This is a genomic window from Brevibacillus laterosporus LMG 15441 (genome assembly GCF_000219535.2).
Lineage (GTDB): Bacteria > Bacillota > Bacilli > Brevibacillales > Brevibacillaceae > Brevibacillus_B > Brevibacillus_B halotolerans.
The window spans coordinates 3,421,073-3,434,884 of sequence record NZ_CP007806.1 but is presented as its reverse complement, the minus strand read 5'-3'; the positions used below and the strand labels follow the sequence as shown (position 1 = coordinate 3,434,884).

Annotated in this window: 20 protein-coding genes and 3 pseudogenes; 12 read left to right on the top strand and 11 right to left on the bottom strand. The window is 35.9% G+C overall.

The window, feature by feature from the left end; all coding sequences use genetic code 11:
- Window positions 1–226: 226 nt before the first annotated feature.
- Both BRLA_RS14805 and BRLA_RS14800 read right to left on the bottom strand, forming a co-directional pair.
- Entirely contained in the window at window positions 227–784 is a 558-nt protein-coding gene (locus tag BRLA_RS14805; protein WP_003335733.1) for a hypothetical protein, read from the bottom strand.
- 13 nt (window positions 785–797) lie between these two features.
- Window positions 798–1,457 (bottom strand): hypothetical protein, encoded by a 660-nt coding sequence (locus BRLA_RS14800; RefSeq protein WP_003335734.1) that lies wholly within the window; start codon window positions 1,455–1,457, stop codon window positions 798–800.
- Between the two features lie 713 nt (window positions 1,458–2,170).
- Between BRLA_RS14800 and BRLA_RS14795 the strand changes: the two genes are divergently transcribed.
- Window positions 2,171–3,124: an ETX/MTX2 family pore-forming toxin gene (locus tag BRLA_RS14795; RefSeq protein WP_003335736.1), complete on the top strand. Its 954-nt coding sequence runs from the start codon at window positions 2,171–2,173 to the stop codon at window positions 3,122–3,124.
- A 249-nt stretch (window positions 3,125–3,373) separates the two neighbouring features.
- On the opposite strand, the gene BRLA_RS14790 is transcribed toward BRLA_RS14795, so the two are convergent.
- Both BRLA_RS14790 and BRLA_RS14785 read right to left on the bottom strand, forming a co-directional pair.
- Window positions 3,374–4,219: an IS3 family transposase gene (locus BRLA_RS14790; protein ID WP_158332762.1), complete on the bottom strand. Its 846-nt coding sequence runs from the start codon at window positions 4,217–4,219 to the stop codon at window positions 3,374–3,376.
- A 17-nt stretch (window positions 4,220–4,236) separates the two neighbouring features.
- Window positions 4,237–4,533 carry a helix-turn-helix domain-containing protein gene (locus BRLA_RS14785; RefSeq protein WP_003335133.1) on the bottom strand — a complete coding sequence of 99 codons (297 nt, stop codon included), beginning with the start codon at window positions 4,531–4,533 and terminating at the stop codon, window positions 4,237–4,239.
- Between the two features lie 170 nt (window positions 4,534–4,703).
- Here BRLA_RS14785 and BRLA_RS23375 point away from each other — a divergent pair.
- The 4 genes and pseudogenes from BRLA_RS23375 to BRLA_RS25330 form a co-directional block, all read left to right on the top strand.
- Window positions 4,704–5,093: pseudogene (locus BRLA_RS23375) on the top strand (helix-turn-helix domain-containing protein); the annotation flags it as partial.
- Window positions 5,033–5,218 carry a helix-turn-helix domain-containing protein gene (locus BRLA_RS25335; RefSeq protein ID WP_119912813.1) on the top strand — a complete coding sequence of 62 codons (186 nt, stop codon included), beginning with the start codon at window positions 5,033–5,035 and terminating at the stop codon, window positions 5,216–5,218. The pseudogene BRLA_RS23375 and the gene BRLA_RS25335, both read left to right, overlap by 61 nt.
- Window positions 5,219–5,330: 112 nt before the next feature.
- A complete protein-coding gene (locus BRLA_RS23825) occupies window positions 5,331–5,636 on the top strand; it encodes a DDE-type integrase/transposase/recombinase (RefSeq protein WP_119912812.1) in 306 nt (101 codons plus the stop codon).
- Between the two features lie 52 nt (window positions 5,637–5,688).
- Window positions 5,689–5,793 carry an IS3 family transposase gene (locus BRLA_RS25330; RefSeq protein ID WP_369333533.1) on the top strand — a complete coding sequence of 35 codons (105 nt, stop codon included), beginning with the start codon at window positions 5,689–5,691 and terminating at the stop codon, window positions 5,791–5,793.
- An 89-nt stretch (window positions 5,794–5,882) separates the two neighbouring features.
- Here the strand turns inward: BRLA_RS25330 and BRLA_RS24035 are convergent, their stop codons facing one another.
- Both BRLA_RS24035 and BRLA_RS14770 read right to left on the bottom strand, forming a co-directional pair.
- Window positions 5,883–6,059, bottom strand: coding sequence for a hypothetical protein (locus tag BRLA_RS24035; protein ID WP_154071886.1), 177 nt, complete (start codon window positions 6,057–6,059; stop codon window positions 5,883–5,885).
- 65 nt (window positions 6,060–6,124) lie between these two features.
- A complete protein-coding gene (locus BRLA_RS14770) occupies window positions 6,125–7,069 on the bottom strand; it encodes a hypothetical protein (protein WP_238547451.1) in 945 nt (314 codons plus the stop codon).
- Window positions 7,070–7,128: 59 nt separating this feature from the next.
- On the opposite strand from BRLA_RS14770, the pseudogene BRLA_RS23370 reads away from it, so the two are divergent.
- Window positions 7,129–7,466: pseudogene (locus tag BRLA_RS23370) on the top strand (YolD-like family protein).
- Between the two features lie 251 nt (window positions 7,467–7,717).
- Here BRLA_RS23370 and BRLA_RS14760 read toward each other — a convergent pair.
- Complete coding sequence (locus BRLA_RS14760) at window positions 7,718–9,469, bottom strand: AIPR family protein (protein WP_003335744.1); 1,752 nt, start codon at window positions 9,467–9,469, stop codon at window positions 7,718–7,720.
- Window positions 9,470–9,693: 224 nt separating this feature from the next.
- On the opposite strand from BRLA_RS14760, the gene BRLA_RS14755 reads away from it, so the two are divergent.
- From BRLA_RS14755 to BRLA_RS14735, 4 genes and pseudogenes are all read left to right on the top strand, one after another.
- On the top strand, window positions 9,694–9,906 hold the full coding sequence (locus BRLA_RS14755) for a hypothetical protein (protein ID WP_003335745.1): 213 nt from the start codon (window positions 9,694–9,696) through the stop codon (window positions 9,904–9,906).
- A gap of 444 nt (window positions 9,907–10,350) precedes the next feature.
- On the top strand, window positions 10,351–10,425 hold the full coding sequence (locus BRLA_RS24785) for a BhlA/UviB family holin-like peptide (RefSeq protein WP_236867771.1): 75 nt from the start codon (window positions 10,351–10,353) through the stop codon (window positions 10,423–10,425).
- A 10-nt stretch (window positions 10,426–10,435) separates the two neighbouring features.
- Window positions 10,436–10,573 (top strand): hypothetical protein, encoded by a 138-nt coding sequence (locus tag BRLA_RS24780; RefSeq protein ID WP_238547450.1) that lies wholly within the window; start codon window positions 10,436–10,438, stop codon window positions 10,571–10,573.
- 220 nt (window positions 10,574–10,793) lie between these two features.
- Window positions 10,794–10,973 (top strand): annotated as a pseudogene (locus BRLA_RS14735) (glucosaminidase domain-containing protein); the annotation flags it as partial.
- 319 nt (window positions 10,974–11,292) lie between these two features.
- Here the strand turns inward: BRLA_RS14735 and BRLA_RS14730 are convergent.
- Window positions 11,293–11,703, bottom strand: a complete 411-nt coding sequence (locus BRLA_RS14730; RefSeq protein ID WP_423752638.1) for a hypothetical protein — start codon at window positions 11,701–11,703, stop codon at window positions 11,293–11,295.
- Window positions 11,704–11,914: 211 nt separating this feature from the next.
- Here BRLA_RS14730 and BRLA_RS25000 point away from each other — a divergent pair, with 211 nt between their 5' ends.
- Complete coding sequence (locus tag BRLA_RS25000; RefSeq protein WP_272898009.1) at window positions 11,915–12,040, top strand: hypothetical protein; 126 nt, start codon at window positions 11,915–11,917, stop codon at window positions 12,038–12,040.
- Window positions 12,041–12,151: 111 nt separating this feature from the next.
- Here BRLA_RS25000 and BRLA_RS14725 read toward each other — a convergent pair whose 3' ends face one another.
- Genes BRLA_RS14725 through BRLA_RS24025 form a run of 3 tightly spaced genes read right to left on the bottom strand, consistent with a single transcriptional unit; the run spans window position 12,152 to window position 12,817 of the window.
- Window positions 12,152–12,448 (bottom strand): hypothetical protein, encoded by a 297-nt coding sequence (locus BRLA_RS14725; RefSeq protein ID WP_022586652.1) that lies wholly within the window; start codon window positions 12,446–12,448, stop codon window positions 12,152–12,154.
- A 15-nt stretch (window positions 12,449–12,463) separates the two neighbouring features.
- Window positions 12,464–12,625, bottom strand: coding sequence for a hypothetical protein (locus tag BRLA_RS24030; protein WP_003343659.1), 162 nt, complete (start codon window positions 12,623–12,625; stop codon window positions 12,464–12,466).
- A gap of 21 nt (window positions 12,626–12,646) precedes the next feature.
- Window positions 12,647–12,817: a hypothetical protein gene (locus tag BRLA_RS24025; protein WP_003335754.1), complete on the bottom strand. Its 171-nt coding sequence runs from the start codon at window positions 12,815–12,817 to the stop codon at window positions 12,647–12,649.
- A 129-nt stretch (window positions 12,818–12,946) separates the two neighbouring features.
- Between BRLA_RS24025 and BRLA_RS14720 the strand changes: the two genes are divergently transcribed.
- A complete protein-coding gene (locus BRLA_RS14720) occupies window positions 12,947–13,225 on the top strand; it encodes a YolD-like family protein (RefSeq protein ID WP_041752253.1) in 279 nt (92 codons plus the stop codon).
- Window positions 13,226–13,812 lie beyond the last annotated feature (587 nt).

The following is a 13,812-nucleotide window of genomic DNA, read 5'->3' as shown; positions in this document are numbered from 1 at the left end:
ATTTCTGAGCCATCCCCAGCCTTTTGGCATCCTTCAATCCAGCTCGATGTACTAACTGTCTTTTTAGGCTTGTCCTAGCTGCTACACGCTTTTTGAAACTTGGCTTACGCATTCCAAACTTCATAGCAATTACCCTTTTATTTTGATTTAGCGAGACGAAGATAATGCGAAAGCCCTCTGACGGTTTAATTTTTCTGTCGGAGGGCTATTTTTTTGTTTTCACGCTTTATTTCTGAATAGTTGGGGTTTCCAATCCAATGAAAACAGCTACAGCTAACTTTTCTTCATTGAGCACTTGTAGCTCATAATTCTCCGGAGTTAAAAGTGTTTTTTTCTCTTCCTCTGACGGTTTCTCTTTTAATTTGAGTTGTTGTGAAAGAGTATAGGTGTTTTCTTTACCTTTACTCAAATCAATTTGAATAACTGGAGGAGATTCAACAAGTAACTGCCCTATTTTTTTGCTACCCAATACGTCCCCAAACGTAAAATAAATAGGTTTTTCAGTATCCACCATCTTTTCCCTTAAATATTCCGATATAGAAATTTCAAGTTTAAGATCAGCCAAGGTATCTTTTTGGGATATTTGAAGTACAGATGTTTTTAGATGCTGTCCAGCAATTTCCTTACTGTACTCATTAATCGATTGATAGGTTTTGCTGGATACTTTCTGAATCGTTTCCTCTGATATTTTGTCTATTTTTCTCGGCGATTTATCTACTGCACAACCACTAAACAGAAATAATGAAGCAATGAGAACGGCTGGAATGACAGGTGTTCTTTTCATGTAGTTTTTTTTGCTACCTCAATTTTTTTGGATTTTTATCAGCATACTCGGAATATGAGTAATCGGTGTATACATAAGTGGTTTTCTTTGGCTCCCCGTGGAAGTACTTCACTATACTTCCGCTTGTGCTTACTGCTTTTGATCCGTACTCAATAGTTGTAACAGTATTTGCAGGAATGGTCCAGGTGTAAGTTGTAGTCTCAACAGTTTCCTTTCCAAATGCAACCTCTGCATTTATTCCTACTTTCCCTTGAATTAGCTTCCAATTAACTGCTGTTTCACCTGATGTGCCTACTTTTCCGGTAACAAATGTTTTTCTTGAAACTGATCTTGTAACAGAGTCATTTGCCGAACCCCTATTTGTTACTTCTGTTTCAAAACTTTTTGCTTTATATAAATCCTTTTTGCTAATTTCATAAACGGTTTCATTGAAATCGACATACTGAGGACTAATACCCTTGGGAGTATATTTCGTTTCCTTATCTTCTTCAAGAGCATCCTCATAATCATAATTCACAGGAGTATTCCAGACTTTTTCAACGATTTCCAAATCACCTATTGTTTCATGTGTAATAGTAGGTTCATTCATATCCTCAGATTTTGCGAATGCAGAACTCCCTCCAGATACTACTAAACAAATCCCTACAGCAATAGAAAGCTTTTTAAAGGCCATTTTTTTTGTTCCTCCTATTTTCTATTAATTTCCATTATATTACCAATTTAATACAAATATGTAAATATTAATATTAAACCTATGTATGGAAGGTATATAGAGGACACCTGTAAAGAATGTGACCATCTGGAGGCTTGGCAGTACTTCTTTCATTTACATTCGGTGTAAATACCAATTCTAACCATTGCATAATCTCCTCATCATCTAATAAAATAAGAACACACATTTGTATTTAAGGAGATGTTTTGATGGCTAGTATAATAAGTCATTGGATACGATGTTAGACATTTGGGATAGCACCAGGGATAGCACCAACAAAATGCGAATTTCGTACGCTAAGCAAAATTTTATAAAGAAGAAGCCGATTTCCTGTACGCTAAGAGATAATGGGATTCAGCCGAGATACACGTAAAAACAGGTCATAGGCTTACTTTTATTTCTAAATAAAACCTTTTGAACTTACAACTAGGCATCGTTTCGTCTATTTACAATAAAGAGTCGGTCTGTGTTTATTATGGGTGTAACCTAATTTTACAGAGATTATACATTGAGAAATAAACAACAATCCAATTGCAAAATAATTGTTATAAAAATGGAGAATTTATGAACATATCTGATTACATAATGAAAATAGTGGAATTTAGTGGAATTTAATTGTATGATTTTATTATGTGAATATATTCACATAATAAAATATTAACGGGAGGGTTTTTATGAAAAAATTTGCAAGTTTAATTCTTATAAGTGTGTTCCTTTTTTCGAGTACGCAATTTGTTCATGCGTCATCCACAGATGTTCAAGAAAGATTACGGGACTTGGCAAGAGAAAATGAAGCTGGAACCCTTAATGAAGCATGGAATACTAACTTCAAACCCAGTGATGAACAACAATTCTCTTATAGTCCCACTGAAGGTATTGTTTTCTTAACACCACCTAAAAATGTTATTGGCGAAAGAAGAATTTCACAGTATAAAGTAAGTAATGCATGGGCTACATTAGAAGGAAGTCCAACCGAAGTATCGGGGACACCTTTATATGCGGGAAAAAACGTATTAGATAACTCAAAAGGAACAATGGATCAAGAGCTGTTAACACCCGAGTTTAACTATACCTATACGGAAAGCACTTCAAATACAACAACTCATGGATTAAAATTAGGAGTCAAAACCACTGCTACCATGAAATTCCCGATTGCTCAGGGTAGCATGGAAGCTTCTACTGAATATAACTTTCAAAATTCTTCCACTGATACTAAAACTAAACAAGTATCATATAAAAGCCCATCACAAAAAATTAAAGTACCAGCAGGTAAAACCTATAGAGTTTTAGCATACCTAAATACTGGATCTATATCAGGTGAAGCTAACCTTTACGCAAATGTTGGGGGTATAGCTTGGGGGGTTTTACCAGGTTATCCCAATGGCGGAGGAATAAATATAGGTGCTGTACTTACCAAATGCCAACAAAAAGGATGGGGAGATTTCAGAAACTTTCAACCTAGTGGAAGAGATGTAATCGTTAAAGGCCAAGGTACTTTCAAATCTAATTATGGAACGGACTTCATTTTAAAAATTGAAGACATCACAGATTCAAAGTTACGAAACAATAACGGGAGTGGAACTGTCGTTCAAGAGATTAAAGTTCCACTAATTAGAACTGAAATATAGTAAGTCACTTTTTGATTATCCGTCTACTAGGGGTAGCACCACATTGCAATCAAGTGAAGAAATTGGTTGTTCCCCAAAAACGAAAAAAATGAGCTGAATTATTATTAACAACTATGGAAAGATAACGGGAAAGGCCTCTGACGGAAAGTTATAAATGGTATATCCCCTTTAGGTAGACAGTAAGAAGAAAGCCCTTTACTGTTTATGGTCAAGCCCCCGTTTTGTAGACAGTAAGAAAAGCCCCGGCCGTTAGGCCGCTAACTGACGCCTAAATTCACTAGGCGTCAGTTTATTTAACTTCAGTTGAAGACGTTCTTCGTTGTAAAAATAAATGTAATTTTCAATTCTCCTTTGAGCATCTTGAAGATCTCGTATATCATAGGGATATAGGGCTTCGGTTTTCAAATGAGAAAAGAAGCTTTCTATCGAGGCATTGTCTAGGCAATTGCCCCGTCGGGACATGCTGATTTGGGCGCCAACCGTAGGCAGCATGTCGTGGTATGCATGGGACGTGTACTGGGAGCCTTGGTCGCTGTGAACGATCAAACCAGTCACGTCTTTTTGCATTTCAAATGCTTTCCTAAAAGTCTCTAGAACAAGCGCATTGTCATTTCGAGTACTGATATGATAAGCGATAATCTCATGCGTACATAAATCTTTGATTGCAGAAAGGTAGATACGTTCCTCACCAATTCGATATTGGGTAACGTCAGTTACCCATTTTTGATTAGGCTCTTGAGCGGTAAAATCACGCTTGAGTAAATTATCTGCAACACGTCCATCCGATACCTTTGCTTGATGGGCAGTCATATAGGAACGTTTACGGCGAATGATGGATTTAAGTCCCAGATTTTGCATGATGCGTAATACTTTCTTATGATTAACCCTACAACCAAATTGGCGTAACAGTTCGGCCTGAATTCGACGATATCCATATATTCCTTTTCTTTGTTCATAGATCGTTCTGATCCGTTTTTTCATCGATTTATCCCTATACAAGTTTCTAGTAGAGAGGTACTTGTAATAGCCACTTCTCGAAACTCCTAACACCTTACAAACCTCAGTAATTGGATATATTGTAGACAAACTCTCCACAATTCGATACTTCTTCCTTACACCTCCCGCATCCAGATTTCCAAACACTTTTTTAGGATTTCATTCTCGTGCTTCAGTTTCTGGACATATCTATCCTGATCAATATAGGCCTCACGACGTCCGCGTCGATCTAGAAGTCCAAACTCACCCTGTTGTCTGTACTTTCTCATCCACTTTTTTAAGCGATCTTTGTCCTGAATTTCCAAATGCTCTACAATTTGTTTGTACGTCCATCTTTCCTCAATGTGTAAACGGATGGCTTCCATTTTCAATGATTCTGGATAACTTTTAAATTTTTGTCCTTTAACCGCCATGAAAAATACACCCCCTAAAGTTCATCGGATAACCTCAGGGCTTTTTCCAATGTCTACTTTAAGGGGTGCACTTCATTACTTGGAGGGGAATTTTTATGAGCAGCACTAAAAAGACGTATTCTCTTGAATTCAAACATCATGTAGTGGAATGTTTTTAGCAAGGGACTACTTATAGGGAGATTAGAGAAACATACGGTCTTGATTTAAGAATGTTCCGCAGGTGGGTTAGAAAATACAGAGATGATGGATTGAAAGGCTTAGAGGATCGTAGCGGGAAAACAAGAAAAACAGAGAAGACTCGTGAAAAATCTCTTCCCCCAGCGGAAAAAATACAGCGCCTTGAGGCAGAGATAGAATTCTTAAGCTCTTGGAGACCAGAAGGAAGGAAGAAGACCAGGAAGAAAACGGTAGAATTTAAGATCATTACGGAGTTGGCTAAACGGTTTCCTGTTTCACTTCTTTGTAAGATCGCTCAAGTTTCAAGAAGTGGCTATTATAAATGGCTGCGCTATCAAGAGTATCCGTCCCAAAAGCAGAAGGAAGAACAAAAGCTAAAATGATCATCACGGCCGCTTATCAAAGATTTAAAGGGATTTATGGGTACCCACGGATACAAGCTTGGCTCCGCCAAACACATGGCATTCCCATCAATCATAAACGCGTATATCGACTGATGAAGGAATAGGAATTCAAGCACGCATTCGGAAAAAACGTAAGTTTTTTGGTCGAAGAGAGCAAGTTGTCGTTTCCGAAAATAGACTAAACCGTGATTTTACTGCTTCACGTCCTCTGGAGAAATGGCAACGGACATTACGTTTGTAATTTTTAATGGACGTCGTCTGTATCTGTCGGTTATTTACGATCTATTTAATAATGAAGTCATGGCTTATCGAATCAGTAAACGGAATGATCTGAAACTTGTTATGGATACGGTAAAAGCAGCTATTAAAAAAAGAGATGTGAATGGTGTCCTCTTGCATAGTGATCAAGGATACCAATACACATCCAAAAAATATAACGAATTTCTACAAGCATCTAATATTACGGTTAGTATGTCAAGAAAAGGTAAGTGTCTGGACAACGCTTGTATCGAAGGTTTTTAGTCACCTCAAAACAGAATGTTTGTACCTAGAATCTTTTACGAAGGCTGAAGAGGTGCAAAAGGTGATTAAACGATATATTCATTTCTATAATAATGAGCGTATTCAAGTCCGTTTAAATAACCTGAGCCCGGTGAAATACCGAGCTCAGGTTGCCTAGGAAAGGGCTTGTTTCCAACTGTCTACTTGACAGGGGTAAGACCATGTAAACCGTTAGAAGGTTTTTTCGATTATTAGGTTGTGGTGTTTTCATTTATTATTTTTTCGCAAAAGAGCCACTAATAAAGCAATAGCGAATGATTGAGCGATTGCAAGTAATATCACCATATTCTCAATAAAAGAACCTTTGGTACTTCCGATAACTAAAAACACTAAAAACATTATTGCCATTGTGAGTAACCAGTATAGTATAACGCGTAATATCACAGAAGCTTCTCTCCTTCAGATCAATAGTTTATAGTGTCTAACATTACCGGAAAAAACCGGGTAAATTAAAGTTCTGGATACTTAAATTCTATACCAAAATCTGCCACTTGGGTAGTTTTTTCGGGTTGAATGGAAAGTCCCACGGGCTTATAAGAAACTGATATAGAACCGCCTATAATTGCATGCCCGTATTGGAACTTAATATTAATCGTACCTCTTTCATATTTATCAGCGTAAACATATTGAGAAATGTATCCAGAGTGTAGTTGTCTATTACCCATTTGTAAGTCATACTCTGCTGCTACACCAATACCTGGGTCCCAATCAGATGCTTTTGAAGAATCTTCGCATTCCCATTTCTTTTTAAAAGCTGGTTTAGTACAATAGCGATTTTCATGATCATCTGGTTTACCTTTTGAGGTCATAGGCATAAAGAATTTGGAGGTTGCAGGGTATCCAATTGACATTTTATCAGTTAACGTCCAAATCGGGGGTTCTGACCACTCGAATTTACCGTATAAATAGTATTTTCGATAACCACTTCTATCACTTTTGACTTCAAAAGCTTTTGCCTTTAGCTCTATTTCGCTAAAATCATCTTCTTCATCCTTCTTTTTGGCCAATGATTTATTCATCTCAGATTGACCTTCATCAAATTTATGAGTAACCGTTTTCGAACCAATTTTTTTAGCGTCCTGATCAATCAATGCTTGCAAGATATGAGGAGGCATATCTTCCAGTTCCTCTTCATCCAAACCAATGTCTGAAACAAGGGCTTCTCGTTCATTTTCTTTCAATTCTGTTTGGGTTGTTTCGGCATAAGCGCTAAAACATAAACTTAAAGATAGAAAAACAGTAAGAGCAGAAAACAGTAATCTCTTCATAATATTTCTCCTTTTCTTATATTTAAGAATAGAATAATTATATATGGAAAAAATGTCAAATGTTGAGAAATCATGTAGAACTCGTTTTGCTGGTCGAACTTTAAATACCATTTCCATCCATTGCATATTTTCCTCATCTATAAAATAAAATAGGAACGTACATTTGTATCCGAGGAGATGTTTTGATGGCTAGCAAAATTCTTGACCCACTTGTAACGAAATTCATCTTGCCAGAACATGCAGAAATGTTACGTCAGTATCATGAGGATAAAAAACTAATCGAGAAGCCGATCATTGAAGAGGATGAGCTAGCCGAGTTTTGCTACAGATATCTGACTCACGTCAGTATGACTATGCCTTAACAATTAGGTGGTGGAAAGAAACAAAAGAGGGTAGAGGAGTAATTGAATCGGCTTTGGGCTGGGTAGATAAGTTTGGTTCAACGTTTAAACAAATCAAGTTAAAGAATGATGAGGATTTTTGGTGGATACCTGTAGAGGATGTAGTGAGTGTGGAAGCCTAAGCAGAGTATTTTATAACTACAAAGAGATTGTATTGCTTGTGGATCGGGGATACAACAAACACCCCGCCAGATCAAATCAGGCGGGGTGGGGTAGTTTAATCGACTAAAAATGTTTTTGAGTAGCTGGCTTCTAAATTAGATTTGAAAAAAATTTAAAGGCCTCTGCCAAAATTCATTATAAAATTAAAGAATTTGTTCGAAAAAAGATGTACAGATATTGCACTTTTTTAAAATAGTATTAAAAAGCAAAGTTATTGTGTTAATAAGGTTTGAATATTATCATTAATAAAATCACTCAATGGTATTTGTTTTGAAACATAGGTTAAATTACTTTGTTTATTTTCAGTTGAATACCTTAAAACAAGTTCTTTTGTGAAATGATACGCTTGATTAATTTGTTCATCATTAATATTGTCTACATCAATTTTTTTAAAATCTTTATCTCCGTTATATCGAGATTTATTGAGAATTACTGAAACAAGCACTCTAGAAATATGAAAATGGTAATAGGTAGATAAAGCGGTATCATTATCATCGGTCGGAGTAAAAACTTGTTTCAAAAATACTTCAACTCGTTTCATTAATTTTATAGATTGTATATAGGTTTCCATTGGCCTACTTTCAGGAAAAAGCCTGTTATAATCACTTTCTTTTTTTGTAAGAATCGTAGGGTTAGATCTCGCTTTAGAAGGATTTTTCTCAATAATTGATGTTAAACACTGTGATAAATAATTTATTGAAATAATTTTTTTAAGAGGTTTATTTTGATTCCGATAATAATTTTTTCTCCTATCGTAATAAAAACCATTAGCTAAAAAATAGTCTTCAATGTCTCTCTGTACTTTATGAGTTGCTCTGAGTAAGGCTGGAGGGACAGGGTTGTGAGAATTATTAGATTTTATGACGGAATCCATGGTTTCTTTTTTATCAGTAATAATAATTTTTAGTAATATTGATCTTGTGTCTGATTCTGGAAGATTCTCAGAAAATACTTTATAAAGAGTATGTGAAGTTTGCAACCCGTTTACAATTTGAATATTTTCAAGTTGTAGTGTTTTACCAACTAGAGTACCATTTTCAGCTATAATAGTTATCCCATTATTTAACCACCAAAAATCAAACTCACTTTTTTCCTTAAGGGTATTTTCAATATCGTTATTGACTGAAGTATTATTTTGAAAATCTCGAATGTTTGATTCGAATAAATACTTTCTTAAAGAATTGTCTGTAGGATCACATAAAAATTTATAATATTCTTTTACGTTTACAGAAGCTATATATCCTCTTTGGTTTGTTTCAGTATATTCAATTGCTATTGGATTTTCGTTCAATTTAAGTGGAAGTGAATAGTTAGGTTCTTTTCTTAAAAGATCTAGAAGAGCCCCAGCATCAACTATTTTGTAATCAAAGTCCATATGACCAAGATTCGAATCGAGCGTCCTGTTTCTGAGAGTATTTATTTTATTTAGATAAGACAAGTTACTATGTTTAGATCCAAAAATATTTTGACTATCACCTTTACAAACATGATAGAAGGTTACATTTATTTTGGGGTGTCTAATTGCTATCTTTTTAATTATACTATGTATTAATTCTAATTTTTCTAGAAGATTACTAGAAATAGCAGACTGATAAGATTGGAGATCTTTATCTAAATTAAATATTTCTTCAGTAGCAACTATAAATTTATTAATAACTTGTTCGGAAATACTATCTGTATTTTTGTATTGTAGAAAATGTAATTCTAATGTCATCTTAGTTTGTAATTCAAATTCATCAATATTGTTAATTAATTCATTGTTTAAGTAGATATAAACTCCATCGATGCCGTAATCTTTAGTATCACCTACTAATCCCATTAATATTTCATCTATCCCTATTCCTTCATCTTTAAATATTTGTTCAGTCGAAAAAACCTCAAAAGCTTTATCAAGATTATCAAATGGGCTATTTAACAAGTAATTTTCCAAATGTACGTTTAAAAGTGTTAATTGATTACTCACGCATATACCATTCCTTTTTATTTTGATTGGAATATTATCCTAAAAAAATAATAGCATTAAGTTTTATAGTAATCTAGACTCAATGATTATAAAAGTAATATTTTGAAATAAACTATTGAGAAGGTATTATTGTTTATTACTAAATGAAAAGATAAATATTCTTATAAAATTTGTGATTTGATAGTATAAGGGGAGAAATTACATAATCAACGGATTTAGAGAAAATGCGTGCTGCCAAAGAAAAGCAGGAGCAAGAGAAAAAGAAACTGCTAGATCAGGTAGACCAACTCGAAAAGGAAAAGTGTGACTTAATGCTCATTGTCACAGACATATACGAGCAAAATTTAGAATCGAACAAGCGGATTACAGCTATCATGATTGCCGTAACAGAGCTGTTTGAACAATTAATAGAATTACAATCTGGAGGTAATGCCTAATGAATTCAATGGTACCAATCTACTACTCACCTACTGCTCACTAATTAGATCTGGAGACAAGACTTTGGAGTAGGTTCCCCAAAAAATTAGAGATAAAGTTGAAAGTCAATGAAGCGCCAATGAAGCTGATTAGAAGAGCTTTAGAGGCGTTTTTCTTTTGGCTTTGGGTGCTAGTGAAAGGGGGTGAGTCCATCATGCCTTTTGCGACCATATATGTATATCTAATATTGGATGGTGACAAAACCTATCCCCGGGTTCCGATTAAAATACGTCCTGAGGTTAAAAGACAACTTACTGTACTTGGGTACGAAGAATTAGCTACAAATAGCGCCTTCTCATTTTAAAAGGCGTTTTTTCATGGGGAGCTGCGGCTCCCTTTTTACTTTTGCCCCTAGGGGGTGATGAGGAGAAGGGAAGCATGGAAGAAATGATTACAAGGCAGTGATGTCCCAAGGGCCATTTGCTCTTTTGTTTGTATGGTTACTTTTTTTCTACCAAAAAAGATGGGAAAGAACGTGAAGCAAAACTCATGAAACAAAACGAGAAAATGGTGATTCAGCTCGAAAGAAATACAACTATCCTGCAACAGATTGAACGGAGTTTAGCAGAACTTGGCAGTGATGTCCAAGAACGAAAAGGTGGGATAAGGAATGGAGATGACCACTGATATCGCTACATTAGCCCCAATTGTTGCGGCGCTAACTGGTGTGTAAAGGGTTTGGAGTTCCGAATAAATTTGCTCCATTAGTCGCAATGGCTTTTTCAGCTCTATTTGTATTTCTTCCAAACGGAGAAGTAAAAACCAATTTACTATCAGCGGTAGTCGTTGGATTAACGGCTTCGGGAGCATATAGCTATGTAAAACCAGACAACGGAGGGAACAAGCAATGAAACCACAAGACTTTATAAATAAGATCGCACCAAGTTCTGTAGCTGACATGAAGAAAATAAAGATACTTGCATCCCTTACAATTGCTCAAGCAATCCTTGAATCAGCTTGGGGGGAAAGTGGACTAACCAAGCGAGGAACCAACCTCTTTGGCATCAAAGGAACAGGCCCAGCAGGTGGAGATGAGGGATGTAGCTGTTAGGATCGGGCAATTGGCTGATGAATTGCGCGTGGCGAGTGGACAGGAACCACAGGATAAAAATTAGTTGACGAAATATGTCAGCAACCAAGTTGATTTATATGAGATTTTTGTAACGGAATTGGGCTACTAAAAGTGAGGGCTATCAAGTGTTAACCATATACAGAAATAATTAAATGGTGAAACTGAAAGGGATTTTTAAGATGTGAATAATAAAAGGTTCCCAACAGAGAAGTAAATTCTAAACTGTTGGAAACCTATTTTATAACCTTAGTGAAACTTTCAAAAAACTATGTGCTTATGATTTATAGTACGTAACTTTGAAGGATTTAGTTCCAGTCGATTTACCATAATATTTAAAGCTTGCTGAGCCTGCCTTAACGGTAAAATAATTATTTCCAGGTTGAAGATATCCCGCGTCATCCCCATTAATATGGACCTTTACAGTATTAGAACCCATAGAGCCATGATAAATCTCATTTACATTAACACGAATTGTATGATTACCATAGTTACCTAATTCCAGAATATCTGTACTGGAACTAGAATATCCAGCAATGTTATGCGTAACTTGCTGTCCAAACTGTACATCTCCATTTGCTGTAATTTCCTTAGGTTCAGAGATTTGAGTTGAAGCTGATGCTGGAACTGCGGCTGTAACCATTGCAAGCACTCCTAAAGCAACTAAAGCTTTTCTCAAAATAATCACTCTCCTTAAATGGTTAGGCTATTACCTCTATACAATAACATAATATTGCAATAAATGTAAATATAATACATTTTTAAAAATTATTTTTATCATAAGAAATAATTTTTTATTGGTTAGCAGATTTATTGAACATGTAATTTTACCCATTGCATAGTCTCTTCAAGATTTAATAAAACAAGAACGCATATTCGTATTTTAAGGAGATGTTTTGTTGGCTAGCAAAATTCTTGATCCGCTTGTAACGAAATTCATCTTGCTAGAACATGCAGAAATGTTGCATCAGTTTTATGAAGATAAGAAACTAATTGAGAAGCCGAAAATCCAAAGACTGCAATGATCGACTACCAGTATGCATACTGATCTAACAATTTTTCCTATGTAGATGTTGGATGGAACAAACCACCCAGCTTGGCTCGTTTGATTTCGCAGGGTGGTTTGCGGCCATTATTCAGAGGGTTTTTGCCAGTGCGTTCGTCTCCAACGTTAATTCTTCTTGCAGTCCTTGTAAAAATTCACGCAATGTTCTGATTTGACTTACCAGTCCGCTAAGGGCGAATGTGAGTGCGAGTAGAATATCTTCTTTTTCGCTTGGCTCTTTACTCTCATTAGACAGCGTAGAGAGTAGCACTGCGAAACCGAAAGTAGCTTGCCTTTCTAAAGCAAGAATTGCTCTTTGTGTTGCCCTAATTCTTGTTGTTGTAGTAAAAATGTCAACCAAAAGGCTTTTTTGAAAGTCAGTGATCAAAATAAATCCCTCCCTTTATGCAAGCAATTGTTGAATGACGGCTAAAGTTTGTCGTAATTGCTCATTAATATCCTCGAAATCAGCTTTTATTTCGTCAGCTTCGTGCAGGAATTGACTTGTGAGTGTTTTAATATTTTCCTCGATTTCTTCCAAACGTTTACAGAGACTGGCACTCATGGTTCATAACCCCTTTCTGTTCTATGTGAGCAATGCTTGTTCGATTAATCTCTGGATCTCCGTGATGAGAATATTTGATTCATTTGCTTCTACTTTGCTCTCTCTTCTTGTATGTTTTAGTCTGCATTTAAATTTTTTGAGGTTGCGAACGATTTTATCAATTTCCTTTTCTGCACACTTGTTATTACTCATGGTATTCCCTCCCTAGTTTATCAGTGGTGTTATATATAATGCACAAGTGAAGAGAAGGGAAATAGACTAGTATCAAACCAAGAAGTCCATTTTTTGAGAGTCCTAGATATGTACCCATAGAAAGCAGAGATTTTACGTCAGCATCACGAGGATAAGAAACTGATCGAGAAACCGATCATGGTAGAGGATGAGCTGGCCGAGTTTTGCTACAGGATATCTGGCTCACGTCAGTACGACTATGCCCTTACGATTAGCTGGTGGAAAGAAACAAAAGAGGGGCGAGGAGTAATTGAATCAGCTTGGGGATGGGTAGATAGGTTTGATTCAACGTTTAAACAGATCAAGTTAAAGAACGATGAGGATTTTTGGTGGATTCCTGTAGAAGATGTGATTAGTGTAGAAGCCTAAGTTGAGTATCTTACAATTGCATAGAACGGGGAACAGGGATACAGTCAACACCTCACTATTAATAGCCTAGTGAGGTGTCAATGGCCCGTGACTCACTAGGGCTCTCGTGGTTGAATTACGTTTAAGGAAGAATTTATGTAGGTCGCCGTCGCCGTTTTTCCGGCGGCTTTTTGTATTTTTGGGAAAATACTACAGCATAGAATGTATTGTCAGTGAGGCATGGATACTATAATAGCCCTCCAGAGTACCGGAGGGCTAAAAGCGTGCAGACCTTCATACCTTTCTGTATTTTGTCTACACGCTGTACGCACCCAATGTGGTGCTTTTTTCTTTTGTACTTAATGTGTTACATCATGTTGCAATAACTCTGTTTAAATTGTAGTTTCTGCAACAGTAATAGGGGTTTTCGTTTACAATAACTAATTTCAAGAAAAATGGATATTTTAACCGTTTGAGTTTCTGTAAGCAATAACCTCCACAAAAGAAAAGAAATAAATATATATATAGGTCATTTTGATAGATATTTTTTCTATGAAACAAGGAAGATGAAACAATGCCTAGCAAACCATTAAAGACCTGTCTGCATT

Excerpts from the sequence above, each read along its gene's own strand:
- BRLA_RS24780 (WP_238547450.1), top strand. The coding sequence starts at position 10,436 with ATGAAACAAAACGAGAAAATGGTGATTCAGCTCGAAAGAAATACAACT.
- BRLA_RS25335 (WP_119912813.1), top strand. The coding sequence starts at position 5,033 with ATGGCTGCGCTATCAAGAGTATCCGTCCCAAAAGCAGAAGGAAGAACA.
- BRLA_RS14755 (WP_003335745.1), top strand. The coding sequence starts at position 9,694 with ATGCGTGCTGCCAAAGAAAAGCAGGAGCAAGAGAAAAAGAAACTGCTA.
- BRLA_RS14805 (WP_003335733.1), bottom strand. The coding sequence starts at position 784 with ATGAAAAGAACACCTGTCATTCCAGCCGTTCTCATTGCTTCATTATTT.
- BRLA_RS24025 (WP_003335754.1), bottom strand. The coding sequence starts at position 12,817 with ATGAGTAATAACAAGTGTGCAGAAAAGGAAATTGATAAAATCGTTCGC.
- BRLA_RS23825 (WP_119912812.1), top strand. The coding sequence starts at position 5,331 with ATGGCAACGGACATTACGTTTGTAATTTTTAATGGACGTCGTCTGTAT.
- BRLA_RS24030 (WP_003343659.1), bottom strand. The coding sequence starts at position 12,625 with ATGAGTGCCAGTCTCTGTAAACGTTTGGAAGAAATCGAGGAAAATATT.
- BRLA_RS14770 (WP_238547451.1), bottom strand. The coding sequence starts at position 7,069 with ATGCAATGGATGGAAATGGTATTTAAAGTTCGACCAGCAAAACGAGTT.
- BRLA_RS14785 (WP_003335133.1), bottom strand. The coding sequence starts at position 4,533 with ATGGCGGTTAAAGGACAAAAATTTAAAAGTTATCCAGAATCATTGAAA.
- BRLA_RS14795 (WP_003335736.1), top strand. The coding sequence starts at position 2,171 with ATGAAAAAATTTGCAAGTTTAATTCTTATAAGTGTGTTCCTTTTTTCG.
- BRLA_RS14800 (WP_003335734.1), bottom strand. The coding sequence starts at position 1,457 with ATGGCCTTTAAAAAGCTTTCTATTGCTGTAGGGATTTGTTTAGTAGTA.